The 26,486-nt window shown below is 72.1% G+C and carries 13 protein-coding genes; 9 read left to right on the top strand and 4 right to left on the bottom strand.

Annotation, left to right across the window (positions count from 1 at the left end):
• Nucleotides 1-68 precede the first annotated feature (68 nt).
• From ACFVYL_RS30450 to ACFVYL_RS30420, 7 genes are all read left to right on the top strand, one after another.
• Entirely contained in the window at nt 69-1,127 is a 1,059-nt protein-coding gene (locus tag ACFVYL_RS30450) for a FecCD family ABC transporter permease (protein ID WP_389721599.1), read from the top strand.
• Nucleotides 1,124-2,185 (top strand): FecCD family ABC transporter permease, encoded by a 1,062-nt coding sequence (locus ACFVYL_RS30445; protein ID WP_389721597.1) that lies wholly within the window; start codon nt 1,124-1,126, stop codon nt 2,183-2,185. The genes ACFVYL_RS30450 and ACFVYL_RS30445 overlap by 4 nt, the downstream gene beginning before the upstream one ends.
• Nucleotides 2,186-2,243: 58 nt before the next feature.
• Nucleotides 2,244-3,083 carry an ABC transporter ATP-binding protein gene (locus ACFVYL_RS30440; protein WP_389721596.1) on the top strand — a complete coding sequence of 280 codons (840 nt, stop codon included), beginning with the start codon at nt 2,244-2,246 and terminating at the stop codon, nt 3,081-3,083.
• 111 nt (nt 3,084-3,194) lie between these two features.
• Complete coding sequence (locus ACFVYL_RS30435) at nt 3,195-4,244, top strand: ABC transporter substrate-binding protein (protein WP_389721594.1); 1,050 nt, start codon at nt 3,195-3,197, stop codon at nt 4,242-4,244.
• A 46-nt stretch (nt 4,245-4,290) separates the two neighbouring features.
• A complete protein-coding gene (locus tag ACFVYL_RS30430; RefSeq protein ID WP_389721592.1) occupies nt 4,291-6,093 on the top strand; it encodes an ABC transporter ATP-binding protein in 1,803 nt (600 codons plus the stop codon).
• A 56-nt stretch (nt 6,094-6,149) separates the two neighbouring features.
• The gene (locus tag ACFVYL_RS30425) at nt 6,150-17,135 is read left to right on the top strand and encodes an amino acid adenylation domain-containing protein (RefSeq protein ID WP_389721590.1); all 10,986 of its coding nucleotides are present in this window, start codon (nt 6,150-6,152) and stop codon (nt 17,133-17,135) included.
• Nucleotides 17,122-18,837: an ABC transporter ATP-binding protein gene (locus ACFVYL_RS30420; protein ID WP_389721588.1), complete on the top strand. Its 1,716-nt coding sequence runs from the start codon at nt 17,122-17,124 to the stop codon at nt 18,835-18,837. The genes ACFVYL_RS30425 and ACFVYL_RS30420 overlap by 14 nt, the downstream gene beginning before the upstream one ends.
• A gap of 54 nt (nt 18,838-18,891) precedes the next feature.
• Here ACFVYL_RS30420 and ACFVYL_RS30415 read toward each other — a convergent pair whose 3' ends face one another.
• Nucleotides 18,892-19,998, bottom strand: a complete 1,107-nt coding sequence (locus ACFVYL_RS30415) for an alpha/beta hydrolase-fold protein (protein ID WP_389721586.1) — start codon at nt 19,996-19,998, stop codon at nt 18,892-18,894.
• 170 nt (nt 19,999-20,168) lie between these two features.
• On the opposite strand from ACFVYL_RS30415, the gene ACFVYL_RS30410 reads away from it, so the two are divergent.
• A complete protein-coding gene (locus tag ACFVYL_RS30410; protein ID WP_389721584.1) occupies nt 20,169-20,381 on the top strand; it encodes an MbtH family protein in 213 nt (70 codons plus the stop codon).
• Nucleotides 20,382-20,491: 110 nt separating this feature from the next.
• Here the strand turns inward: ACFVYL_RS30410 and helR are convergent, their stop codons facing one another.
• Entirely contained in the window at nt 20,492-22,675 is a 2,184-nt protein-coding gene (helR, locus tag ACFVYL_RS30405; protein WP_389721582.1) for an RNA polymerase recycling motor ATPase HelR, read from the bottom strand.
• 381 nt (nt 22,676-23,056) lie between these two features.
• Here helR and ACFVYL_RS30400 point away from each other — a divergent pair, with 381 nt between their 5' ends.
• Nucleotides 23,057-23,626 (top strand): amino acid acetyltransferase, encoded by a 570-nt coding sequence (locus ACFVYL_RS30400; protein WP_389721580.1) that lies wholly within the window; start codon nt 23,057-23,059, stop codon nt 23,624-23,626.
• Between the two features lie 66 nt (nt 23,627-23,692).
• Here ACFVYL_RS30400 and ACFVYL_RS30395 read toward each other — a convergent pair whose 3' ends face one another.
• Nucleotides 23,693-25,183: a helix-turn-helix domain-containing protein gene (locus ACFVYL_RS30395; protein ID WP_389721578.1), complete on the bottom strand. Its 1,491-nt coding sequence runs from the start codon at nt 25,181-25,183 to the stop codon at nt 23,693-23,695.
• A gap of 173 nt (nt 25,184-25,356) precedes the next feature.
• Nucleotides 25,357-26,358 (bottom strand): acetylglutamate kinase, encoded by a 1,002-nt coding sequence (gene argB / locus ACFVYL_RS30390; RefSeq protein WP_389721676.1) that lies wholly within the window; start codon nt 26,356-26,358, stop codon nt 25,357-25,359.
• Nucleotides 26,359-26,486 lie beyond the last annotated feature (128 nt).

Below are 26,486 nucleotides of genomic sequence, written 5' to 3'. Positions count from 1 at the left end.
CTGTCCGGCGGTTCGGCCCGCCCACCGCCCGTGCGTTCCGGTCCGATCAAAGGGATAACGTACGTCGAATGAGCACGACTGCAGTTGAGCGCCCCATAGCGAGGGGCACAACGGAGGCCCGCAGGCGGCGGATCGTGGGTCTGGCAGTGCTTGCCGCGATCCTGGTGGTCGCGGCGGCGCTCTCGCTGGCCGTCGGCGCGCGCTCGCTGAGTCCCACCGAGGTGTGGCACGGGCTGTTCGCGGCGCCGGACTCCGACCAGCGGCTCACCGAGATCCGGCTCATCGTGCACACCGTGCGGCTGCCCAGGACGGTGCTCGCCGTGGTGGCGGGCATCGCCCTGGGCGTCGGCGGCGCGCTGATCCAGGGGTACACGCGCAATCCGGTCGCGGACACCGGCCTGCTGGGGGTGAACGCCGGCGCGTCGTTCGCCGTGGTGTCGGCGATCGCCCTGTTCGGCCTCTCCAACCCGTTCCAGTACGTCTGGTTCGCCTTCGTCGGGGCGGCGGTCGCCGGAGTCGTCGTGTTCGGTCTCGCGAGCATCGGCCGCGGGGCCGGCAACCCCCTGACGCTCGCGCTGGCCGGGCAGGGGATCACCGTGTTCCTGGCGGCGATGACCACGGCCGTCTCGCTCTCTGACCAGAAGTCGCTGAACGCGCTGCGGTTCTGGAACGCGGGCTCCGTGGCGGGCGTCGGCTTCGACGTCATCTGGCCGGTGACCGCGTTCATCGGCGTCGGCCTCGTCCTCGCGCTGACCACGCTGCCCGCCCTCAACCTGCTCAACCTCGGCGAGGACGTGGCGCGGGGGCTCGGGGTGAACATCGCGCTGAGCCGGACCGTCGGCATCCTCGCGATCACCCTCCTCGCGGGCGCGGCGACGGCGGCGTGCGGCCCCATCGCGTTCCTCGGACTCATGGTGGCGCACGTGGCCAGATACCTGACAGGCCCCGACTACCGCTGGCTGGTGCCGTACGCGGGGCTGCTCGGCGCCGTCGTCCTGCTGGTCTGCGACATCGTGGGGCGGCTGGTCGTAAGGCCCGGCGAGTTGGAGGCGGGCGTGGTGGTGGCGCTGCTCGGGGCGCCCTTCTTCGCGTTCCTGGTGTGGCGAGGAAAGTTCAAGAACGCATGAACGGGACAGACGTGAAGCCCTCGGTGGCGCCGGGCGTGCGCCTCGGCGGGATGTCTTTCGTATGGCGGCCCTGGCTGGTCCTCGTCACGCTGCTGCTGCTTGCGGCGACCTTCCTGGTGTTCTGCCTCTCCATCAGCATCGGTGACTTCCCCATCGGCATGTCCCGGGTGATCGCCACGCTCGTCGGCCGGGGCGAACGGGTCGACCAGTTCGTCATCATGGACCTGCGGATGCCGCGGGCGCTTGCCGGGCTCGTCGTGGGGGTCGCCCTCGGGGTGTCCGGGGCGATCACGCAGTCGATCGCGCGCAACCCGCTGGCCAGCCCGGACATGCTGGGGATCACATGGGGCGCGAGCGCCGTCTCGGTGTTCCTGGTGACGGTCTCGGGCGGCGCCGCCGCGGCGATCGCCGACGCCGTGGGCCTGTCCGCGGCGGCGCTCGGCGGCGGTCTCGCCACGGGCCTCCTCGTCTACTTCCTGGCGTGGCGGCGCGGTGTCGACGGCTTCCGCCTGATCCTCATCGGGATCTCGGTGAGCGCCGTGATGCAGGCGATCACGACCTGGCTGCTTGTCTCGGCCGACATCAGGGACGTGGCCAGGGCCCAGGTGTGGCTGGTCGGTTCGCTGGACAACCGGTCGTGGGACGAGGTGTGGGTCGCGCTCTGGTGCTCGCTCGCCCTGCTGGTCGTCGTGGCCGCCGCCTCCTTCCAGTTCAAGCCGCTGCAGCTCGGCGACGACGTCGCCGCGGGACTCGGCGTCCGGTACTCGCGCGTGCGGGCGGTCCTGCTGCTGTGCGCGGTGCTGCTCGCCGCCGTCGCCGTGAGCGCCGCGGGCCCGGTCCCGTTCGTCGCGCTGGTGGCGCCGCAGGTGGCGATGCGGCTGACGCGGCGTCCGACACCGCCGCTCGCGGCCTCCGGTCTGACCGGCGCGCTGCTCCTGATCGGCTCGGACCTGACCGCGCGTGCGGCGCTGCCCGACAGTCTGCCGGTCGGCGTGGTCACCGCCGCGATCGGCGGGCCCTTCCTCGTCTACCTGTTGGTGCGGGCGAACCTCAAATAGCCGGTCCGGCACCGATAGCTGGTACAAAGGTGAGGCAAACCTAATATTAGGGGGGCTTGTGGTCGCTCAGTTCATCACCGAGATCGAGTCCGGGGTCGAGGACGCCGTACGGCTCGCCGCCCGGGGCGTCTCCGTCGGCTACGGCGGCCGGACGGTCATCGACGACCTCGACGTGGCCATCCCATCCGGGGTGATCACCACGATCATCGGGCCCAACGGCTGCGGGAAATCGACCCTGTTGCGCACCCTGACGCGGCTGCTCAAGCCGGTCAAGGGCTCGGTCGTGCTCGACGGCGAGGACATCGACAAACTCAAGACCCGGGACGTGGCGAAGAAACTGGGCCTGCTGCCGCAGGCGCCGGTCGCGCCGGAGGGGCTCACGGTGGCCGACCTGGTCGCCAGGGGGCGTCACCCGCACCAGAGCTGGCTTCGCCAGTGGTCGTCGGACGACGCCGGTGTCGTGGAGCGCGCGCTGGCCATGACCGGCGTCTCCGACCTCGCCGACCGGCCCGTCGACTCGCTCTCCGGCGGGCAGCGCCAGCGGGTCTGGATCTCGATGACGCTGGCTCAGGGCACCGATCTGCTGCTCCTCGACGAGCCCACCACCTACCTCGACCTGGCGCACGCGATCGACGTGCTCGACCTGGTGGACGACCTGCACGAGTCGGGGAACACCGTGGTCATGGTGTTGCACGACCTCAACCTGGCCACGCGCTACAGCGACAACCTCATCGTGATGAAGGCGGGTTCGATCCTGGCGCAGGGGCACCCGCGCGACGTGATCACCGCGGATCTGCTGTACGAGGCGTTCGGGCTGCGCGCCAAGGTGGTCGACGATCCGGTGGGCGACCGGCCGCTGATCGTGCCGATCGGCCGTACCCACGTCCAACTCGGCTGACCCCGGGGAGCGACGCACCAGTAAGGCTAGGCTAACCTCACCTTCACAGGTTAAGGTTTGGCTGCCCTGAATCAGGGGCGCAGCGGACAGCGCGAAAGCAAGGGAATCCGGATGCTCCTCCATCGAACGATGCTCACCAAGCCCTGGCGGCGGCTCGCGACGGTACTGACCGCCGCGACGCTGGGCGTCGGCCTCCTCGCCGGGTGCGGCTCCGACTCGGAGGACAAGGCGGGTGACGACACGCAGGCCGCCGCCGGCGGTTCGTTCCCGGTCACCGTGGAGCACGCGTTCGGATCCACCAAGGTCGAGAAGGCCCCCAAGCGGGTCGTCACCGTCGGCTACACCGACGACCAGGCCGCCCTGGCGCTCGGCACCAAGCCGGTCGGCATGGTCGACCAGTACCCGAACCCGTCGGGCAAGTCCCCCGACATCAACACCCAGTGGCCCTGGGTGAAGGACAAGTGGGGCGACACCAAGCCCGACGTCGTCATGAAGAACGGCGACTCCGGCCCCAACTACGAGAAGATCGCCGCCCTGCGGCCGGATCTGATCATCGCGGTCTACTCCGAGATCGACAAGGCGGGCTACGACAAGCTCTCCCAGATCGCCCCGACGGTGGGCCGCACCAAGGGCGAGAAGGAGTTGTTCAGCGCTTCGTGGCAGGACAACACCGTGCACATCGCCAAGGCGCTCGGCAAGGAGAACGAGGGCAAGAAGCTCGTCGCCGGCATCGAGGACAAGCTCGCCACGGCCAAGAAGGCGCACCCGAAGTTCGCGAACCAGACCTCGGTCGCACTGTCCTGGTACAAGGACTCCATCAACCCGTTCACCTCCACCGACGTGCGCGGGCGGCTCCTGACGGGCATCGGCTACAAGTACCAGACGAAGATCGACAAGATCGCGGGCGGCAAGTTCTCCACCGAACTCTCCCCCGAGCGCACGGACCTGGTCGACGTCGACCGCATCGTCGTCATCAACGACAAGGCCGACACGGCGTCGTTGAAGAAGTTCGAGCTGTTCAAGAACCTGAAGGCAGTGAAGAAGGGCAACGTGTCCTACCTGCTCGACAGTGAGGGTCCCGCGGTCGGCGCGGCGATGTCCCAGGGCACCGCGCTCTCTCTCCCGTACGCGATCGACGAGCTCGTCAAGTCGGTCGAATAGAGATGCCGTTCCACCCGTCCCGTCCCCGCTTCGACTTGGCCAACGTGTGAGCACCACCGAGACCCGCACCACCGAAACCCCCGCCGCCCCGGCGACCCTGCGCACGGCGACCGGACGTGAGGCCACCCGGTGGGTCTCGACGCACTGCCGCGAAGTGCCCTGGCTGACGACCGCCACCGTGCTCAGCACGGTGGCGGGTGCCGCGCTCCAAGTGCTCCCTGTGCTGCTGCTCGGCCGGGTGGTCGACGGGGTGCAAGCGGGCGACTCCCGCTCGGTCCTCGTCACGGTCGGCGTGCTGATGGGGGCTGCCGCGCTGCTCGGCGCGGTGGCCACCGCGCTGTCGACCTATCTGATCGGCAGGCTGGGCGCGGATCTGCTCGCCCGGCTGCGGGAAGGCGCCGTGCGGGCGGTGCTCGGGATGCCGAGCGCACGGATCGAACAGGTCGGCAGGGGGGACGTGCTCTCCCGGGTCGGCGACGACGTGGCCGTGCTGTCCAAGGGCATCCGCACGGCCATCCCCACGGTGTTCTCGGCGGGCGTGCTGGTCTTCATCGCCACGGTCGGGATGTTCGGCCTCGACTGGCGGCTCGGCCTCGCGGGCGCCGGCGCGCTGCCCGCGTACGCGCTGGCCCTGCGCTGGTACCTCCCCAGGTCCGCGCCGCTCTACCGGCAGCAGCGGATGGCCCAGGCCGACCGCGCGCAGGCGTTGATCAGCGGCCTGGACGGGATCGACACGGTCCGGGCGTACCGCCTGGAGGACAGCGTCCGCGAGAAGGTCACCCGTGAGTCCTGGCGGGTGCGCGACCTCGGGGTCGACGTGTTCCGGTTCTTCGGCCGCTTCGTCGGCCGGGAGAACCGCGCCGAGTTCATCGGGCTCGTCCTGATCCTCGTGGTGGGATACGCCTTGCTGGAGGCCGACGCCGCCACCCTGGGCGAGGTGTCGGCGGCCCCGCTGATGTTCCACCGGCTCTTCACTCCGCTCGGCGCCATCATGTTCACCTTCGACGAGGCGCAGAAGTCGGGCGCGAGCCTGACCCGTCTCGTCGGCGTGCTGGGGGAGTCCGCGCAGGAACGCCTGGTGGGCGACGCCTCCGTCGAGGCGGCGGACGCCGGACCGCATCCGGTGACAGTGACGGGCCTGACGTTCACCTATCCGGGGACCGACGACCCGGTCCTCAGGGACGTCGACCTGGCGATCCCGGCCGGCGGTTCGCTCGCCCTGGTGGGCGCGACGGGCGCGGGCAAGTCCACGCTGGCCGCGCTGATCGCGGGCATCGGGACCCCGCAGGCCGGGTCGGTGCGCGTCGGGTCGCAGGATCTGGGCGATCTGGACGAGGCGGGGGCGCGCGCCCTGGTGAGCATCCTGACGCAGGAGACACATGTGTTCTCCGGTCCGCTCGCCGAGGATCTGCGGCTCGCCGCGCCGTCGGCGACCGATGCCGAACTGATGGACGCGCTGCGCACGGTCGGCGCCCACGGCTGGGTCGAGGCGCTGCCCGACGGCCTGGACACCAGGGTCGGCGAGGGCGGAGAGCGCCTGGACGGCACCAAGGTCGCGCAGGTCGCCCTGGCCCGCCTCGTGCTGGGCCGGGCGCCGGTGGTGGTGCTCGACGAGTCGACGGCGGAGGCGGGCAGTGAGGGCGCCGCCGAGCTGGAGCGCGCCGTACTGGCGGCGTGCGCCGGCCGCACCACGCTCTTCGTGGCCCACCGGCTGACGCAGGCGATGGCGGCGGACCGGATCGCCGTGCTGGACGCGGGACGCGTGGTGGAGCAGGGCACCCACGACGAGCTGGTGGCCCTGGGCGGTCGGTACGCGCGTCTGTGGCGGGCCTGGCGAGAGGGTAGTTAGGCAACCCTTATTTAGGTTAGCCTAACTGCGATGACCTGGAAGGGACGCTGTCTTCGATGATGGAACCGAGCGCTCGCCTCGTACTGCTTTCTCCCGCGCGCCTGGCCGACGTACGTCGGCGGGCCGGTGACTACTCCGACCGGACGATCGCCGAGGCGTGCGCCATCGGCCTGGCGTACTGGGCGACGGGCGAAAGCCCCGAAGGTATCGAGCTCGCCCCCGGCACGCTGTTCGCCGATGTCCTCGGCTGGGTCGACAACGGCGGTGCCGGGCCCGGCAGTCGGGACGCCGGTGCGGACGGCTGGAGCATCCCCGTCCCCGACGGGGTCGAGCGGGCAGCGGCCCAGCTCGCCCTCGACGACCTCGCCGACTTCCCGGACCGGCCGCTCGGCACCATCGCCCCGTCCAGTGCGGCGGAGCGGCTGCGGACCCTGGCCGAGTGGAACGACACCGACGCCGACCGGATCCGCCCCACCATCGTCGAGATGTTCCGCGAACAGGCGAGGGCCAGGCCCGACGCCGTCGCGATCGTCGACGAACACCGCTCGCTGACCTACCGTCAGGCGGCCGAGCAGTCAGCCCAGTTGGCGCACCACCTCATCGGACGCGGGCTCACCGCCGAGCAGGTCGTCGGCATCTCGCTCGGCCGCTCCGCCGACATGGTCGTCGGCCTGCTCGGCGTCCTCCAGGCGGGCTGCGCGTTCGTCCCCCTCGACCCCCAGTGGCCCGCCGCGCGCCGCGCCGTCGTCATCGAGGACGCCCGCGTCGTGCTGCAGCTGAACGACTCGGGCGTGCACGACCCGGACGAACCGGAAGCCGTCGCCGTCGACCTCGGCGACTGGCGGTTCGGCTCGCTCCCCGCCGAGGCACCCGAAGTCCCCCTCGACGGCGAGGCCCTCGCGTACGTGATCTTCACGTCCGGCTCGACCGGACGGCCCAAGGGCGCGATGATCCGGCACGCGGCGATCAGTGAGCGGCTGCTCTGGCAGGCCCACGAGATCCTGGGCTTCGGCCACGACGACGCCTCGCTGTTCAAGGCACCGCTGTCCTTCGACATCTCCATCAACGAGATCTTCCTGCCGCTGGTGACCGGCGGCCGCCTCGTGGTCCTGCGGACCGGCGGCGAGCGCGACCCGCACCACCTGCTGAGCGTGATCGCCGAACAGCGCGTCACCTTCACGTACTTGGTGTCGTCCATGATGGACGTGCTCCTGGAGATAGCGGGCGACTCCGGCCGCCTCGACAGCCTGCGGCACGTCTGGTGCGGCGGCGAGGTGCTGACCCCCGAGCTCTACGAGCGGTTCCGCACCCGGCTCGACATCCCCCTGTACCACGGCTACGGCCCGGCCGAGACGACGATCGGCGTCTCGCACGTCATCTACCGGGGCGCCGCCGAACGCCTGTCGACGTCGATCGGCAGGGCCAACCCCAACACCCAGCTGTACGTCCTCGACGACGAACTGCGCCCGGTCCCGGTCGGCGTCGGCGGCGAGCTGTACGCGGGCGGCTTCCTCCTGGGCCGCGGCTACGTCAACGCGCCCGGCCTGACGGCCTCCCGCTTCGTGGCGAACCCCTTTGCCTGTGACGGCTCCCGGCTCTACCGCACCGGCGACCTCGCGCGGTTCGCCCCGGACGGGTCCCTCGACTTCCTCGGCCGTGCCGACAACCAGATCAAGATCCGCGGCATGCGCCTGGAGATCGAGGACGTCGAGGTCGGCCTCGCGGAACACCCCGGGGTCCGGCACACCTGTGTCGTGGCGAAGAAGAACACGGCGGGCGGCACCTACCTGGTGGGATACGTGATCCCGGCCGCCGGGGCCGAGGACCTGCGGGCGGACGACGTCAAGGCGTGGGCCACCCGCCACATGGTCGAGTACATGGTGCCCGCCCACATCGTCGTGATGGACGCGTTCCCGCTCACCGCCAACGGCAAGCTCGACCGCAACGCGCTGCCGGAACCCACCGCGGGCACGGGCGCGGTCGTCGCCCCCGTCACCGAGAACGAGCGCGTGGTCTGCGCGGCGGTCGCCGAGCTCCTGCAGCTCGACGAAGTCGGCGTGGACCAGGACTTCTTCCAGCTCGGCGGCGACAGCATCCTGACCATCTCGCTGCTCAGCGCACTGCGCGACGCGGGCCTCTACGTCACGGTGCGCCAGATCTTCACCCACAGCGTCGTCGGAGCGCTGGCCGCGGTGGCGAGCCGCGAGGACGTCTCCGCCGTGGACCACGGCGATGTCGCGACCGGCGCCGTCGAGGGCTCGCCCATCGTGCAGTGGCTCGGCGAGACCACCGGCGCGATCGACGGCTTCGTGCAGTCCGTGGTGCTCAACACCCCCGAGGACCTGACCGCCGACGCGCTCGACGAGATCCTCCCCGCGCTCCTCGCGCACCACGACATGCTCCGCGCCCGCCTTGTGCGCGGCGACCGCTGGAGCTTCGACATCCCGGCGGCGGTCCCGGCCGCGCCGGTCTGGCAGGAGAGCGACCTGCCGCTGGACGCGTGCGTCGCGCTCGCCACCGAAGGGCTCGCCCCGGACGACGGCGTGATGCTGCGGGCCGTCTGGCGCCGGGCGGCACGCCAGCTGGTCGTCGTCGTCCACCACGTGGTGATCGACGGCGTCTCCTGGCGGGTCCTGATGGAGGACCTGGCCACCGCCTGGCGGCAGACCGCCTCGGGCGCGCCGGTCGAACTGCCCCCGGTGGGCACCTCGTTCCGGCGCTGGACCCAGCTCCTTGGCCGGGCGGACTTCGCAGCGGACCGCGCGTACTTCCGGCGGGCCCTGCCGGGAACGGACCAGCCGGTGGGCAGGCGCGCGCCGACCGCCGCCGACACCGTCGCCCGGGAGCGGCTGCAGACCGTCACGGTCGGCCCCGAGGTCACGGCCGCGCTGCTCGGCGACATCCCCGCCAAGTTCCACGCGGGCGTCAACGACGTGCTGCTGACCGCCCTCGCCGTCGCCCTCGCCCGGTGGCGCCGCGACCTCGGCCAGGACCAGACGTTCGCGCACATCGAGCTGGAGGGGCACGGCCGCGAGGGGCGGTACGTGGCGCGGAGCGCGGGCTTCGAGCCGGAACTGTCGCGCACGGTGGGCTGGTTCACCACGCTGTTCCCGGTGACCGTGGACCCCGGCGCCGCGGCCGACCTCACCGCCCCCGCGTACCTCGCCGCCGCGCTCAAGGCGGTCAAGGAAGACCTCGCACGGGTGCCGAGCAACGGCCTCTCCTACGGCGCCCTGCGCTACCTGGGCGACGCCGAATTCGACGCACCCGCCCCGCAGGTGCTCTTCAACTACCTGGGCCGCTTCGACGCGGGAGCCTCCGGCGACTGGCAACTGTCCGGAGCCACCGGCCAGTTGGGCGAGAAGCGCGATCCGGACATGCGCCTGCCGCGGGCCCTGGAGTTCAACGCCATCGCCGAACCGGCCGCGGCCGGCGGTGAGTACGAGCTGGTCACCACCGTCTCCTGGCCCGACGGCGTGTTCACCGACGAGGACATCGCCACCCTCGGCGGCTATTTCCGGGCCGCCCTCGCCGGTCTCGCCGCGCTCGACCAGGGCGGCCACTCGCCCAGCGACTTCCCGCTGGTCGCGCTCGACCAGGCCGACGTCGACGCGCTCGACGGCCCCGCGTTGCGCGACATCCTGCCGCTGACCCCGCTGCAGGAGGGCCTGTACTTCCACTCGGTCTTCGACGACGACTCGGCGGGCGCCTACGTCGAGCAGCAACTCCTCACCCTGGACGGCGAGGTGGACGCCGCCCGGCTCGCGGCCGCCGCCACCCGGCTCCTCACCCTCTACCCGAACCTGGCGGCCCGCTTCACGGCCCTCGCCGACGGCCGCGTCGTCTCCGTCCTGGAGAGCGGCGTCCAGGCGCCCTTCACCACGCTGGACCGCCCCGGCATCACCGACGCCGAGATACGCGAGATCGCGGAGCGGGACCGCCGCGCCGGGTTCGACCTCGCCACCGGACCGCTGATGCGGTACACGCTGATCCGCACCGGAGCCGACCGCGCCGTCCTCGTGCAGACCGTGCACCACATCATCGCCGACGGCTGGTCGGTGCCGCCGATGCTGCGCGCGCTGCTCGCCGAGTACCACACGCCGGGCACCGTGTACCCAGTCGGCGGCTTCGCCGACTACGTGGGCTGGCTCGCCGGACGCGACGACGACGAGAGCGACCGCGTGTGGCGCGAGGAGCTCGCCGAGCTGCCCGGTGCCTCGCTGGTCGCCGAGGGGCACACCCCCTCCGACCGGTTCGCCGACACCGCCCTGGAGCCCGCCGAGGACATCGACGCGGCCGTCCGTGCGGCCGGTGTGCCGCTGAGCGTGGCTGTGCACAGTGCCTGGGCGGTGACGCTGGGCGGCATCCTGCACGGCAGCGACGTCGTCTTCGGCTCCACGGTCTCCGGGCGTGACGCCGATGTGCCCGGCATCGGGGACATGGTGGGCCTGTTCATCAACACCATCCCCGTGCGCGCCCGCTGGACCGGTACGACCACGGCGCGCGACCTGCTCGCCTCGGTGCGGGAGCACCAGAGCGCCGTACTGCCGCACCAGCACGTCTCGCTGGCGCGGATCGGGCGCCAGGCGGGCGCCGGATCGCTGTTCGACACCCTGGTGGTGTTCGACGTCGCGACCGACGTGGACAGCCTGCGCGCCCCCGGCGCCGAGTTCGCCGTCACCGACATCGTGAACGAGGGCGCCCCGCACTACCCGTTGACGCTCGTGGTGGAGCGCGCGCTCGACGGGCGCCCCCGCTTCAACCTCATCTACGACGGCCGGCTGCTGCGCGAGGAGAGCGCCCAGGACATCCTGCGCTCCTTCTCCCGCGCCCTCGACGGCCTGCTCACGCGCCCGGACGCCCTGGTCGACGACCTCGGCACCGAGGGCGACCGGCTCCCCGCCCCGACCGGGCCGGCGACCCTGGGCGGCCTCTTCGACGCCGCCGTGCGCCGCGATTCGACGGCCGTCGCCGTCACCCAGTGCGCGCTCGACGGCGGCAGCCGTTCCCTCACGTACGGCGAACTGGCCGAGGCCAAGGACGAGTTGGCCCGCACGCTGCGCGCGGCGGGGGTCGGCCCCGGCAAGCGGGTCGCCGTCGCCGTGCCCCGCTCCGTCGAGCAGGTCGTCGCCCTGGTCGCGATCGTCACGGCGGGCGGCGCGTACGTACCGCTGGACCTGGCCTATCCGGACGAGCGCCTGGAGTACATCCTCGCCGACGCCGCGCCGCAGGTCGTCCTCGTCGACCGCGAGCAGCGTGACCGCTTCGCCGCACTCCTGGAGCGGACCGGCACGTCCGCCCGCGTCCTGGTCCAGGGCGAGGAGCTCCCGCAGGACGCTGCCGAGGCCCCGGCGTCCGAGGCGGACCGGCACGACCCCGCGTACGTGATCTACACCTCCGGCTCGACCGGCCGCCCCAAGGGCGTCGTCGTCCCGCACTCCAGCGTGGTGACGCTGCTCGCCAACACCCGGCCCGACATGGGCTTCGGACCGCACGACGTGTGGGTCCAGTTCCACTCCTTCTCCTTCGACTTCGCGGTCTGGGAGCTCTGGGGGGCGCTGGCGCACGGCGGTGAGCTGCTGGTGCCGGAGTACGCCCTGACCCGCTCGCCGGTCGACTTCCACCGCCTGGTCCGTGAGCGCGGCGTGAGTGTGCTCAACCAGACCCCGTCGGCCTTCTACCAGTTCATCGAGGCCGACCGGCACGTCGGCGAGCCGCTCCCCGCGCTGCGGAAGATCATCTTCGGCGGCGAGGCGCTGGACCTCGGGCGGCTGCGCGGCTGGGTCGACCGGCACGGCACAGGATCGCCCGAGCTGGTCAACATGTACGGCATCACCGAGACCACCGTCCACGTCACGCACCGGGTCCTGACCGACGGGGACTTCGGCTCCGGCGACGACGTCAGCCCGATCGGCGGTCCGCTCCCCGGCCTGGTCACCTACCTGCTCGACGACCGGCTCCGGCCGGTGCCGCCGGGCCGGGTGGGCGCCATCTACGTCGCGGGCGACCAGGTGTCGCTCGGCTACCTGGGCAGGACCGGACTGACCGCGGGCCGCTTCGTGGCGAACCCGTTCACGGACGACGGCTCCCGGATGTACCACACGGGCGACCTCGCCCGCCGCACGCTCGACGGGGAGCTGGAGTTCGCGGGGCGCGCCGACGACCAGGTGCAGCTCAAGGGGTTCCGCATCGAGCTCGGCGAGGTCGAGTCCGCGGTCCGCGCGCTCGACGGCGTGGCCGACGTGGCCGTCACCGTCGCCGACAGCGGCGACCACCTGGTCGCGCACGTCGTGGGCCGGGTGCCCGAGGACCTTCCTGGCCTGCTGGCCGCCACGCTGCCCGTGCACATGGTGCCGGGCAGGGTGCTGCCGGTCGACGCCCTGCCGCTGACCGTCAACGGCAAGCTGGACCGCGGGGCTCTGGCCGAGCGGGCGAAGCAGTCCACGGCGGGTACCGACGCGGCCGCGCTCACGGCTGCGGGTGGTTCGTGGTCGGCCGCGCAGTTCCCCGCGCCCCTGACGGGGCCCGGTAGCGACTCCGTACTCGCCTCCCTGGTCGGCATCTTCGAGGGAGCCCTGCCCGGTTCCGCCGTCGACGCCGACACCGACTTCTTCGCCGCCGGGGGCGACAGCATCGTCGCCATCACCGTGATCAACCGCGCCCGGGCGCTCGGCCTGCCGATCGCACCCCGGGACGTGTTCCTGTGCAGGACGCCGCGCGCCCTCGCCGAACACCTGGCGGCCGGCGCACCGCGGAGCACGGCGCCCGCACCCGACCGGCGCGCGGACGGCCCGCTGCCGCCCACGCCGATCGTTCTGCGCCAGCGTGAACTGGGCGGCTCCCTCGCCCGGTTCGCGCAGGCCAGGACGGTGGAAGTACCCGAGGGCGCCGGGTTCGCCGACATCGGGCGCGCCGCCAACGCCGTCGTGGCCGCACACCCGGCCCTCCGGCTGCGGCTGCGCGTCGAGCACGGCGTGTGGGCCCTGAGCACCGAGCCCGCCCGTGACGTCACCGTCGTCCGCACCGGCGCCGCCGACGCGACGGCGGCGGCGAACGAGGCCGCGGGACGGCTCGACCCCGAAGCCGGGGACGTCATCGCGTTCTCGTGGCTCGAAGCGAGCCGCACCCTCGTCGTCACCGTGCACCACCTCGCCGTCGACGCGGTGTCCTGGCTGGTCCTCATCGACGACCTGGCCACCGCCCTGAGCGGCGCGGACCTGGCGCCGCCGACCACGTCCTACGCCGAGTACGCCGAGGCGCTGACGCTCCGGTCCGCCGACGCGATCGACGACCTGGGGCACTGGATCACCACGCTCCAGGCGCCCGCGCTGCTGCCGGACTCCGCCGGCGCGGGCCTGCGCGAGAGCACCGTCGTGCTGCCGCCCGACGTGAGCGACCGCGTGACCCGCACCGCGCCCGCCGCACTCGGCGTCGGCCTCACCGAGCTGCTCTGCGGCGTGCTGCGCACCGCGCTGACCCACGTACAGGCCGAGCCCACCGACCTCGCGGTCGAGCTGGAGCGGCACGGCCGGGTCCCGGCCCTCAAGCAGCACGACTACACCCGTACCGTCGGCTGGTTCACCTCCATCGCGCCGGTGCGCCTCACGGCCCACACCGACCCCGTCGCCGCGGCGCGCGAGGTCGCCGAGCGCCAGCCGGACGAGCGCGGCCACGTCGCGTACGGGCAGCTCAGGTACCTCAACCCGCAGACGGCCCCGCTGCTTACCGGCCGCCCGCAGGTCCTGTTCAACTACCTCGGCCGGGGCAGCGAGTCCCAGGCGTTGCAGCTCACCGGCGGCGACCAGGGCAGCCCCTACGCCGTCGAGGTCAACGCCTGGACCGACGACGCCACCGGCAGTCTGCACGCCGCCTTCACCCTCGCCGATGGCGTCCCCGACGAGATCACCGAGCACTGGCACGGCGCACTGCGGCGGATCGCGGACGCCTCCGCGACCGCCGAGCGCACCGCGCCGGTCACCCCGCTGCAGCGCGGCCTGTACTTCCAGGCCCAACTGGCGGGCACCGCGGGGCACTACGTCGCACAGAGCTGGTTCACCTTCGACCGGCGCCTGGACGCCGACGCGCTCGCCGAGGCGATGGCCCACGTCATCGCACGGCACCCGGTCGTCGGCGCGGGCTTCACCACCGACGACGACGGGAACCCGGTCCAGGTCCTCAAGGCGGGCCGCCGGGTCGACGTCCGCACCGTCGAGCTGACGAGCGACGCGGACGTCGAGGCCCTGCGCACCCGGGACCGCGACACCGGCTTCGACCCGGCCGAACCGCCGCTGATCCGGCTGACCGTGGTCCGCCTGCCCGACGGCCACGACGGACTGCTGCTCAGCTACCACCTGCTGCTGTGGGACGGCTGGTCGCGCGAGATCGTGCTGCGCGACCTGTTCGACGCCTACGAGGCCGTCGTCGCGGGCGAGACGTTCGACGCGACGCCCGCCTCGCCGAGCTTCGAGGACCACGCCCGGGCGCTCGACGCCAAGGACTCCGCCGTCTCGGAGCGCTTCTGGGCGGAGCACCTGGCGCAGCTCCCGGGTCCGACCCTGCTCGCCGGACCGGCCCCGGCCCTCTCGGACGAGTTGCCGCCCGCGCTCGTGCACACGCTCTCCGCCGACCAGTCGGAGCTGCTGCGGGTCGCCGCCAAGGAGCACGGCGTCACGCTGAACTCGGTCCTCACCGGCGCGTTCGGCCTGCTGCTCGGCGCGCACACGGGCCGTAGCGACGCCGTGTTCGGCGTGACCGTCTCCGGCCGTGACGGCGAGGGCCTTTCCGACATCGTCGGCGTGCTGCTCAACACCGTGCCCATGTGGACGCGGGCCCGGCCCGAGGACACCGTCGGCGCCTACCTGTCGGCCGTCCAGGCGTCCCGGGTCGAGGCGATGGAGCACGAGCACCTCGGACTCGGCGAGATCCAGCGGGCCAGCGGGCACGACACGCTCTTCGACAACCTGTTCGTGCTCCAGAACTTCCTGGACATGGACGCCTTCGCCGAGATGAACTCCCGGCACGGCATCACCTCGGTGAAGGCCGACGACTCCACGCACTACCCGTTCACCTGGGTCGTCACGCCCGGCGACCGGCTCACCGTCAAGCTGGAGCACCGCCACGGCGACACCGAGGACGCCCGTCGCCTCCTCGACGACTACGTACGCGTCCTGGAGGACCTGGCCCGCTCGACAGGACCGGTCGGCGCGCTGCCCGGCCTCGGCGAGCGGCCCGCGCCCGCCGAACGCACCGACGTCGGCACCGACACCGTCGTCGACCGGTTCGACCGGGCGGCCGACCGCGACCCGGAGCGGACCGCTCTCGTCGCCCACGGCTCGGCCATGACCTTCGCCGGACTCCGGGACCGCAGCCGCGCGGTGGCGGGTGTGCTCGCCGCGCGCGGCATCGGCCCCGAGACCACCGTGGGCCTCGCGATCCCGCGCTCCCTCGACTCGATCGTGGCGCTGTTCGCCGTGCTGCGCGTCGGCGCCGCCTATGTGCCGCTGGAGCTGGACCACCCGGACGAGCGGATCGCGGCGATCGTCGCGGACGCCCGCCCCGAGGTGATCCTCACCGTCAGCGACGTGTCGCCCCGGCTCACCGGCGGCCCGGCCGGCTCCGGCGATCTGATCGAGCTGGACCGTCCGCTGCCGGCGGCCGAGCCGTACGTGACGTTCGCGCCGGACGACCCGGACCGCCTGCGCCACCCCGCGTACACGATCTACACCTCCGGATCGACCGGCAAGCCCAAGGGCGTGGTGACCGAGTACGCCGGGCTCACCAACATGCTGATCAACCACCAGCGCCGGATCTTCGAGCCGGTCCTGGCCGAGCACGGACACCGGACCTTCAAGATCGCGCACACCGTCTCGTTCGCCTTCGACATGTCGTGGGAGGAGCTGTTGTGGCTCGCCGACGGCCATGAGGTGCACATCTGCGACGAGGAGCTGCGCCGCGACGCGCCCGGCCTGGTCGCGTACTGCCTGGAGCACGGGATCGACGTCATCAACGTGACGCCGACGTACGCCCAGCAGCTGGTGGCCGAGGGCCTGCTCGCGGACCCGGAGCGGCGGCCCGCGCTGGTCCTGCTCGGCGGCGAGGCCGTCACGCCGACGCTCTGGCAGCGGCTCGCCGAGACCGACGGCACGGTCGGCTACAACCTCTACGGACCCACCGAATACACCATCAACACCCTCGGTGTCGGCACCTTCGAATGCCAGGACCCGGTGGTGGGCGTCGCGATCGACAACACCGACGTGTACGTCCTCGACCCCTGGCTGCGGCCCCTGCCGGACGGCGTCCCCGGCGAGCTGTACGTGGCGGGCGTCGGCATCGCCCGCGGCTACCTCGGGCAGTCAGGACAGACCGCGCACCGCTTCGTCGCGTGCCCCTTCGGCGGCCCCGGCGAGCGCATGTACCGCACCGGGGACCTGGTCGTCCGCAGGCCCGACGGGAACCTGACGTACCTGGGCCGCACCGACCAGCAGGTCAAGATCCGCGGGCACCGGGTCGAATTGGGCGAGGTCGAGGCCGCGTTCGCCGCGCACCCCGCGGTGCGGTTCGCCGCCGCGGTCGCCCAGCCCGACCCGCAGGTCGACGGCGCGTACCGCCTTGCCGCCTACCTGGTGCTCGACGGCGCCGACCTGACCGAGGTCGCCGCCGACGTGGGCACGGGTCTGCCGGACTTCCTGCGCCCCACGCACTACGCCGAGGTCGACAGCATCCCGCTCACCGTGAACGGGAAGGCTGACACCAAGGCGCTGCCGGAGGCCAAGCCCCTCGGCGCGCTGACCACGGCGGGGGAGCGCGGCCCGGAGACCGAGACCGAGAGCGTGGTCTGCGAGTTCTTCGCCGAAGCCCTGGACCTCGACGACGACGAGGTGAGCGCGGTGAGCGATTTCGTGTCCCTCGGCGGACACTCCATGCTGGCGGTGCGCCTCATCGGGCTGCTCCGCCGCGAGTACGGCCCCGTGGTCACCATCCGTGACCTGTTCACCCTGCGAACCCCGGAAGCGATTGCCCGCCATCTCGATGACAACTCCTGACACGACCCCCGACCCGCAGCGGCCCCGCCAGGGGTCCGGCATCCTCAAGGCCGCCCTGCGCCGCAACGTCGGCGCCATGGCCTGGGGCACCCTGCTCATGGGCCTCTACCAGGCGGGTGAGACGGCCTTCCCCATCGCGCTCGGCCTGATCGTCGAGCACACGATGCAAGACGACCGGACCCTCGGCGCGCTCGGCCTGTCGATCGGCGCCCTCGCGGTGATCATCACGACCGTCTCGCTGTCGTGGCGGTTCGGGATGCGCATCCTGCAGAAGGCCAACACGACCGAGGCACACCGCTGGCGGGTGAGGGTCGCCGCCTGCGGGCTCCAGCCGGTGGCCAGGGACGTCGACCTGAAGTCCGGCGAGGTCCTGACCATCGCCACCGAGGACGCCGACCAGACCGCCGACATCATCGAGGTGGTGCCGCTGCTGATCAGTTCGCTGGTCGCGGTGGTGGTCGCGGCGGTCGCTCTGGGCCTCGCCGACCTCCGGCTCGGCCTCCTGGTGATCGTGGGAACGGTCGCGATCCTGTCGATCCTGAGTGTGATGTCCAAGCGCATCGGTTCGAGCACCCGCGAACAGCAGGCCCGGGTGGCCCGGGCCGGCGCGAAGGTCGCCGACCTGATCAGCGGCCTGCGCCCGCTGCACGGCTTCGGCGGCAACCACGCGGCGTTCCGGTCCTACCGCACGGTCAGCGCGGAGGCGAAGCACCAGTCGATCACGGTCGCCAAGGTGAACGGCGTCTACGCGGGCACGGCCCAGGCCCTCAACGCGGTCCTCGCGGCCGCGGTGACGCTGACCGCGGGCTGGCTCGCCTTCGAGGGCCGGATCACCATCGGCGAGCTCGTCATGGCCGTCGGCCTCGCGCAGTTCATCATGGAACCGCTCAAGATGTTCTCGGAGATGCCCAAGTACGTGATGATCGCGCGGGCGTCGGCCGAGCGCATGGCGCTGGTCCTCTCGGCGCCGCCGGTCACGGACCCGGGCCCGGAGCGCCCCGCCGCGGGCGGCGACCTGGAGGTCGACTGCGTCCGGTACGGCTCCCTGCGCGAGCTCAAGTTCACGGTGGCCGCGGGCGAGTTCGTGGCGATCGCCGGCTACCAGCCGCGCGCGGTGGCCGACCTCGCGTCGGTCCTGGCCGCGAACGTCCCGCCCGAGGCGTACGAGGGGGTGGTGCGGCTCAGCGGGCGGGAGATCGCCGGCCTGTCGGTCGAGGCGGTCCGCGAGCACATGCTGGTGAACCCGTACGACGGGGAGATCTTCGCGGGCACCCTGCGCACCAACATCGACCCGTCGGGCACCAGCCGTACGGTCCCCGAGGCCGTCGAGGCGTCCATGCTGACCGACGTCGTCGCCCTGCACCGCGAGGGCCTCGACTACGCCGTCCGCGACCGCGGCGCGAACCTCTCCGGAGGGCAGCGCCAACGCCTTTCGCTGGCCCGCGCCCTGGCCGCCGACACCGACGTCCTCGTCCTGCACAACCCGACGACGGCCGTCGACGCGGTCACCGAACAGCTCATCGCCCGCAACATCGCGAAGCTGCGCCGCGGCCGGACCACTGTCGTGCTCACCAGCAGCCCGGCCCTCCTGGACGCCGCCGACCGCGTCCTCGTCCTGGACGACGGCGTCATCACCGCCGAGGACAGCCACCGGAATCTGCTCGCCCACGACGAGGACTACTGCTTGGCGGTGGCGCGGTGACGGCGGTCCGGTGACGGCGGTTCGCTGAGCGCTACGCCTCCGGCGCCCTGAGCGCTACGCCTCCGGCGCTCCGAGCGCCCAGGCGACGTCTCTGAGGAGAGGGCCCCGCCAGCCCGCCCGGTCGTGGCCCGCCGCCGACCGCGAGACCCGTACGGTCGCCCCGGCCTGCCGCGTCAGCTCCTCGGTCAGCTCGCAGTGCGGCAGCATCCGCGTCTCGTGCTCCCCGACGTCGAACGCGATCCGCAGCCCGGACAGGTCGGGGCGTTCCCGCAGAAGCGCCGCGACCGTGCCGCCGACGGGGCCGCCCAGCGGGTCCGTCCCGCCCATGGCGTCGGGCGTCCACCAGAACGACGGGGACTGGCAGGCGACGCGGGAGACCAGGCCGGGGAAGTGCAGCGCCGCGTACATGGCGCTCAGCCCGCCGAGGCTCTGCCCGGCGACCACAAGGCGGCCCGCGTCGGCCGGAACGCCGCACTCCGCCACCAGCGGCAGCAGTTCGTCCCGGACGGCCTCCCACAGCTCGGGCCTGCACCCGAACTCGGCCGCCCGGTCCTTGGACGGGAGGAAGACGAGGGTGACCGCGGGCATCTCGCCACTGGCGAAGGCCGCGTCGAACGCGGTCACGGCAGGGTGCAGGTACAGCCAGTCGTCGCCGTCGAGCAGCAGGACCAACGGCCCGCCGCCGCCCACCGGGTGGACCCGCACGGTGCGCCGGCCGCCGAGCCGTTCGCTCGCCCAGCGGATCCGGGTGCGCGGGACGGGCAGGATGTCGTCGGCGCCGAGGAGGGGCCAGTGCGGCTGGGCCGGGGCGTCGGGCGTCGCGGCGATGGACCGGTCGCCGCCCGCGCCGGCCGGGTTGAGCAGATCGGCGCAGGGCTCGCCGTCCACGAGGAACTGGTAGGTCACGCGCAGCCGCGCGGGCATGGGCACCTCGGCGTACCAGCAGTCCGAGTCGCCCCACCGGCGCAGGGGGACCGGCTCCGACCAGCTCTCGAAGCCGATGCTCGCCGGAGACCCGCGCCACAGGAACAGGGTCGTCCAGCCGCCGCCGGCGGCGGGTACGGAGGCGGGGGTACGGGCCGCCGCCCAGAACGCGTCGGTGCCGGGTTCGCCGGTCAGTCCGTACGCGGTGAAGGCGTCGGAGGCGTTCTCCGTGCGCATGAACGTCTCCTTGTGAGAGGGGAGGGAGAGAGGCTAAGCTCGCATTAATTTAGGGGAGCCTAACCTAATTCGGCTCTTCTGTTCCATCCCGTTCCACCGCCTGAACGGGCCCTGACGCGGCCCGTGTTCAGCGTCTGTCGCGCCCGGCGCGGCCAAGGAGGCATCGACACATGAGCACCAACCCGTTCGACGACCCCGAAGGCCGGTTCCTGGTCCTGGTGAACGACGAGGGGCAGCACTCCCTCTGGCCGTCCTTCGCCGGGGTGCCCGGGGGCTGGACGACCGCCTTCGCGGAGAACACCCGGGAGGCCTGCCTGGAGTACATCGAGACCAACTGGACCGACCTGCGCCCCCGGTCCCTCGCCACGTCCATGGACGGCTGACCCACCCGCGGAAACCGGGCGTCGCCCGCCCCGGACGTGTTCCACACCGCGGAGGGACACCGCCGAGAGACGACCCCGGGGCGTCGGTGTGAGGCCCCTTCGGTGTGGCGTCAGCGACTTGTGAGTACGACGAGCCGCTGGGTCGCCCTGGTCATCGCGACATAGCGGTCCACCGCACCCTCGATGCCCTCGCCGAACCTCTCCGGGTCGACGAGGACGACCAGGTCGAACTCGAGCCCCTTCGACAGCTCCGGGGTCAGCGACCGCACCCGGGGCCTCGCCCGGAACGTGGGGTCGCCGATGACGCAGGCGACCCCTTCGGCGTGCTCGTCGAGCCACGTGTCGAGGACCGCGTCCAGATCCGTCACCGGCCCGTGGACGACGGGAATGCCGCTGCTGCGGATGGACGTCGGCACGTTGGCGTCGGGGAGCTCGGCCCGGATGACCGGCTCGGCCTGCGCCATGACCTCTTCCGGCGTGCGGTAGTTGATGCTCAGGGAGGCCATCTTGATCCGGTCGACGCCGGCCCGCCGCAGACGTTCCTCCCACGATTCGGCGAACCCGTGCCGCGCCTGGGCGCGGTCCCCGACGATGGTGAAACTCCGGGACGGGCAGCGCACCAGCAGCATCTGCCATTCGGCGTCGGTCAGTTCCTGGGCCTCGTCCACGACGACGTGCGCGAACGGCCCCGCCAGCCGGTCCGGATCGGCGGTGGGCAGCGCGCTCTCGTCGATCAGGCTGTCCTGCAGGTCCTTTCCGCGCAGCATCCGCACCGCGCCCTCGCTGTCATCACCGGCGGAGTTGAAGTCGGCCGCCGAGATGATGTCGTCGATGACGAGAGCCATGCGCTCGCGTTCGGCGGCGACGGCGGCGGCCTGGCGGCGCCTCAGCCGCGCCGCCTCCGGGTCGCCGAGCCGCTGCCGCGCCGCGTCGAGCAGCGGCAGGTCGGAGACCGTCCAGGCCTGCGGAGCGTCCTTGCGCTGCAGCTTCGCCACGTCGTCCCGGTCGAGCCAGGGCGCGCACATCCGCAGGTAGGCGGGGACCGTCCACAGGTCGGAGACCACGTCGGCGGCTTCGAGCAGCGGCCACGCGCGGTGCAGGGCCGTGACCAGCTCCCTGTCCTGGCGCAGCGACCGGAGGAACATGTCCGCCGAGACGCCGTCCTCCTCCTCGTCCATGCCCAGCTTGTCCATCAGGATCGTGGCCAGTTCCTCCCAGATCACTTCGCGCGCCTCGTTGTGCGCGGTGCCGGGGCCCGGCGCCCGGAACGCCTCGGCCCAGTCCTCGGCGCTCACCCGGACGTCGGACCAGGCGGTCGTCGCCGTCATGGCCGCGGTGGGCGGCTCCTCGTAGAACAGGACGGCCTTCTCGATCGCCTTCACCATGTCCGCGGACGACTTCAGGCGGGCCACGTCCGGGTCGGTCTCGGGCGCCGCCGCCGCGCCCTCGGTGACGAGGTCCCGCAGGGTGCAGGTCTGCACGCCCTCCTCCCCGAGGCTGGGCAGGACGTCGGCGACGTAGCCCAGGTAGGGCTCGTGCGGGCCGACGAAGAGCACGCCGCCGCGCCGGTGGCCGAGGCGCGGGTCGGAGTAGAGGAGGTAGGCGGAACGGTGCAGCGCGACCACGGTCTTGCCCGTGCCAGGGCCGCCGTCGACGACGAGGGCGCCGCGCGAGCCCGCGCGGATGATGGCGTCCTGGTCGGCCTGGATCGTGCCGAGCACATCGCGCATCCGGGCCGACCGGTTGCTGCCGAGGCTGGCGATGAACGCGGACTGGTCGTCGAGCGCGGCGTGCTGCTCAAGGCCGTGGGCGGTGAACACCTCGTCCCAGTAGTCGCTGATCCGGCCGCCGGTCCAGCGGTACCTCCGGCGGCTCACCAACCCCATCGGGTTGGCATGGGTCGCTGCGAAGAACGGCTCGGCGGCGGGGGAGCGCCAGTCGACCAGGAGCCGGCGGCCCTCGCTGTCGGTCAGGCCCAGGCGTCCGATGTACAGGGGCTCGGTGCCGTCCGTGGCGACGACGCGTCCCAGGCACAGGTCGAGCCCGAAGCGGCGCAGCGCACGCAGGCGGCCGCTCACCCGGTGGATCTCCGAGTCCCGGTCCATCGCCTCGCGGCCGATGCCGCCGGGCGCCTTGCGCAAGTCGTCGAGACGGCCGGAGAGTTCGGCGATGGTCTGGTCGAGGCTCTCCGCGATGGCCGCGAAGTGCCGGTCGTCCGCGTCGATCAGCGCGGTGTCGGCCTTGGCCGAGAGGTTGGCGGGAAGGTTGAAAGCACTGGTGGCCTGGGGGTTCACGTCATCAGCTCCGATCCGAGGCGAGTGATTCTGCGGTACGACCGGGGCCTTGCCGCAAGCCCCCCAGTGAGCTATAAGTTGAGAGTGGCAAGAGGTGAGTACAGCCCTCTTGCCTTTCTCTTTGTCGCGAATGTCTTTGCGTATCTCCTTGTGTCTCTCTTTGCTTGTCTATCTCTCTGCGACGTATCCCTTCACGCGCGTAGCCCCTCTGCGGCGGATGCCTGCCTTGTCTGGGCCTGGCCTGGCCCCTGTCGCCCCTCGGTGCACCCTGAGCCAACTGGACTCACCGATTAGGTAAGGCTAGCCTTACTTTGCTTGGTCGTCGGGGAACTGGCACGGCGACGAGCCGCCCTTCGACCGTGGAACCGAGGAAGGTAAGCCTTGATCACGGCTACGCCGCGCCCTGCCCCGCTGCTGCCCGCACTCCCCGGGCGGACGCCCACCGTGCGCTCCGCCCGCGAGGAGGACGCCGCCGCACTCGTCGCCCTCTCCGCGCCGTTCGTACGCTCGGGCGCGCTGCGGAAACGGCCGGCCTCGCTGTACGCCGCCCAGGCTGCCGATTTCCTCGTGGCGGACGCCCCCGGGGGCCCACTCGAAGGCTGCGTGGGCCTGCGGGTGCACCCGGCCGAACCGGTGTATCCGGCCGAATCGGGGCACCCGGCCGAATCGGGGCACCCGGCCGAACCGGGGCGCGGGCCCGTGGGCGTTCTGTACAACTTCTGCGTGGCCGGACACCGGCAGGGGCGCGGCGTGGGAGGCGGACTCCTGCGCGCCGTCCTTGCCGTCGCCCACGCCCAGTCGCTCGACGCGCTGTTCACGGCGACGACCGGCGGCGGCGACCTGTTCCTCCGCTACGGGTTCATGCCCACCACCGCGCGTCTGGCGCCCGCGTCCTGGGCGGATTCCCTCGATCCGCGGCGCGGCGCACGGATTCTGACGTTCGCTCTGTGAGGAACGGTCGCTACGGAGTCCTGGTCCTCGTTCGTGCGGAGGACCAGCCGTCGTTCGTACGCAAGTTCACCCGTCGTACGGCCCCTTCAGCCACCCGTCCGAGCCCTCCCACCGGTAGGCGGGGCGCCCCGCAGAGCCGCTGGTGCGGAACGGCCTGCCCTGGTCGTCGATGCGGAGCGTCCCGTGCCGATCACCGCTGGACCAGCGCAGTTCCAGATACCAGCGGACGTCGCGCTCCTCGGCCCGGGCGCTGACGTAGAAGACCAGGGGGTCGCTCTCGCTGACCTTGTACGGAAAGCCCTTCTGGCCCGCGACGGGCGTGACCCGCGGCGCCGCGGCATCGAGGTCGACCGTGAAGGACTCGGTCTCCACCGGTTCGCCGCATGAGGTCCTCATGTGGAAGGTGTTCCAGGGTGGCGGCGCACCGCGGCTCCGCACGTGGACGTTCATCTCCTCCAGGACGACGGGGGCCTTGCCCGTGCCCTGCAGGGTGACCTGGATGTACTGGTCGCGGGCCGACACGGCCCCGAGTTCGCCCACCCAGGCAGGCGTGTCCTGCGGCGCGGGCGGCTCCGGCACCTCGTCGGCGTCGCGGTTCACCAGGAAGCTCCGCACACAGTCGTCATCGAATTCGTCGGCGTACGGCCTGGTGCGTGCCGTCAGCGCCGCGCCGGGGCTCTTGTGCCGCCCACCACCGGACGCGGGCCCTTTGCCGCCACCCCACGAGGTGCCGGGCGCCGAGTCCCCTTTCCCGGACTTCCCGGACTCCCAGGAGTTCTCGGAACTGCCGGAATCGCCGGAATCGCCGGAACTCCGGGTGGAGGGCGCGCCGTTCATGCCCTGGTCGCCGCCCGCCGCCCCCGTCCTGGGAGGCATCTCTTCGCCGTGGGACGTTCCCTTTCCCTCGGGCTTGTCGCTGCCGCCGCTCTTGCCCGGCTGGTCGGACGACGGGGTACTCGGGTCCGACGAGGCGGCGGGCCCGGCGCTCCGGTTGTGCTTGTCCTTGTCGCCGTTGCCTCTGGCGTGCACGGCGAGGGCGATGGAGCCGACCGCGATGACCGTGGCGGCGAGGACGGCTGCCAGGACGAGGACGAGGGTGCGTCGCTGGCGGGGCGGAGGGAGCGGCTGTGTCTCAGGTCCTTGGTCCGGTTCCGGTTCCGGCTCAGGTTCCGGTTCCGGCTCCGGGTCCGGTTCGAACTTTGGCTCGGGGGCGGGGTCGGGGCCATGCTCCGGTTCGGGCTCCGGCCCCAACTCCGGGTCGGGGGTGGGGTGGGATGTCAGGGGAGTGAAGGCGGCGGACTCCGCCTCTGTCTCCGCTTTCCGTCCGCGGGCCGCGTCGGCCAGGACCCACTGCCGGTGGACCTCCACCAGCTCCTCCCGCGTCGCCCCGCAGACCCGTGCGAACCGTTCCGCCAACGCGAACCGAGAGGGCACCGCATCCCCGCTGCAGTACCGGTGCAACGCGGACGTACTCATGTGCAGTCGCTCGCCCAGCACTCCATAGCTGAGACCTGACCGCTCCTTGAGCTCCCCGAGCAGCTCTGCGAGCGACGCCACCCCCACCGTCCCTACCCCACTCATGTGCTCCAGTTCCGGAACATGTCATGAAGGATCAGCCATGCTCCGACCCCGAGACGCCGCGAGGCGCAGCCGCGGTTCCGGAAAACAGACCAGACGCATCAGATTCCGACGCATCAGACGCATCAGACGCTTCAGGCGCAGCAGACGCATCAGACGGTGCACTCGTCGTGTTCCGCGCGACTACGCGAAACCACGGGAACGACGCCCTGACCAACCGGCGCCGCAACGGTCTCCGGACCCACGCCGGTCTCGGGACCCACGCCGGTGTCAGGGCCCACTTCGGTCGCGGGGGCCACAGTCACGCGCGCATCGGCCTCGCCGCCGGAAGGAACCACCGTCGTGCCAGGGCCGCTCTCGTCCAGGAGCCCCCGCAACACCGCATGCGGAACGCGCCCGTCGACCACGTGAGCCCTGCGCACGCCACCCCGGACAGCCCGCAGGCAGCCCTCCATCTTGGGCAGCATCCCGCTCGCCAGCCCCGGCAGCATTCCGTCCAGCGCGTCGGCCGTCAGGCGCTCGATCACCTCGGTGCTGTGCGGCCAGTCCGCGTACAGCCCCTCCACATCGGTCAGCATCACGAGACGTTCGGCGTCCAGAGCCACGGCCAGGGCCGAGGCCGCGAGGTCGGCGTTGACGTTGTAGACCTCGCCCTCCTTGCCGCGGGCCACGGGGGAGACCACCGGTATGTGCCCCTGCTCCAGAAGGCTGCGCATCATGCTCGGGTTCACGTCCACGACGTCCCCGACGAGGCCGATGTCCACCGGTCTGCCGTCCACCCAGGCAGGCCGCCGCACGGCCGTCATCGTGTGCGCGTCCTCGCCCGTCATCCCCACGGCGAAGGGCCCGTGCGCGTTGATGTGGCCGACCAATTCCCGCTGGACACGGCCGGTCAGCACCATCCGGACCACTTCCATCGTCTCCGGGGTGGTCACCCGCAGGCCCGCCTCGAAACGGGTCTCCAGGGCGAGGCGGTCGAGCATCGCGCTGATCTGCGGCCCGCCCCCGTGTACGACGACCGGGCGCAGGCCCGCGTGCCACAGTTCCACGACGTCCCGGGCGAACGTCCGCTGCAGGCTCGCGTCCACCATGGCGTTGCCACCGAACTTGACGACGACGACGCTGCCCCGCAGCTCCTCCGGTATCTCCGCCATCTCCTCGTACCGCTGCGTTCCCTCGTGCGTCTCCGTCTCCTCCGTGTGGGGAACCGCCCCGGTGGAAGGATCCGCGTCCGTATCCGCGCGTCCGTGCTCGACGACGACCGTTCGCATGTCTGCCTCTA

This window comes from Streptomyces sp. NPDC058308 (genome assembly GCF_042880275.1).
Taxonomy (GTDB): Bacteria; Actinomycetota; Actinomycetes; order Streptomycetales; family Streptomycetaceae; genus Streptomyces.
This window is presented reverse-complemented; position numbering and strand designations above follow the sequence as displayed.

Coding starts and splice junctions, on each gene's coding strand:
- ACFVYL_RS30450 (WP_389721599.1), top strand. CDS start 69: ATGAGCACGACTGCAGTTGAGCGCCCCATAGCGAGGGGCACAACGGAG.
- ACFVYL_RS30445 (WP_389721597.1), top strand. CDS start 1,124: ATGAACGGGACAGACGTGAAGCCCTCGGTGGCGCCGGGCGTGCGCCTC.
- ACFVYL_RS30435 (WP_389721594.1), top strand. CDS start 3,195: ATGCTCCTCCATCGAACGATGCTCACCAAGCCCTGGCGGCGGCTCGCG.
- ACFVYL_RS30425 (WP_389721590.1), top strand. CDS start 6,150: ATGATGGAACCGAGCGCTCGCCTCGTACTGCTTTCTCCCGCGCGCCTG.
- ACFVYL_RS30420 (WP_389721588.1), top strand. CDS start 17,122: ATGACAACTCCTGACACGACCCCCGACCCGCAGCGGCCCCGCCAGGGG.
- ACFVYL_RS30415 (WP_389721586.1), bottom strand. CDS start 19,998: ATGCGCACGGAGAACGCCTCCGACGCCTTCACCGCGTACGGACTGACC.
- ACFVYL_RS30410 (WP_389721584.1), top strand. CDS start 20,169: ATGAGCACCAACCCGTTCGACGACCCCGAAGGCCGGTTCCTGGTCCTG.
- argB (WP_389721676.1), bottom strand. CDS start 26,358: ATGGCGGAGATACCGGAGGAGCTGCGGGGCAGCGTCGTCGTCGTCAAG.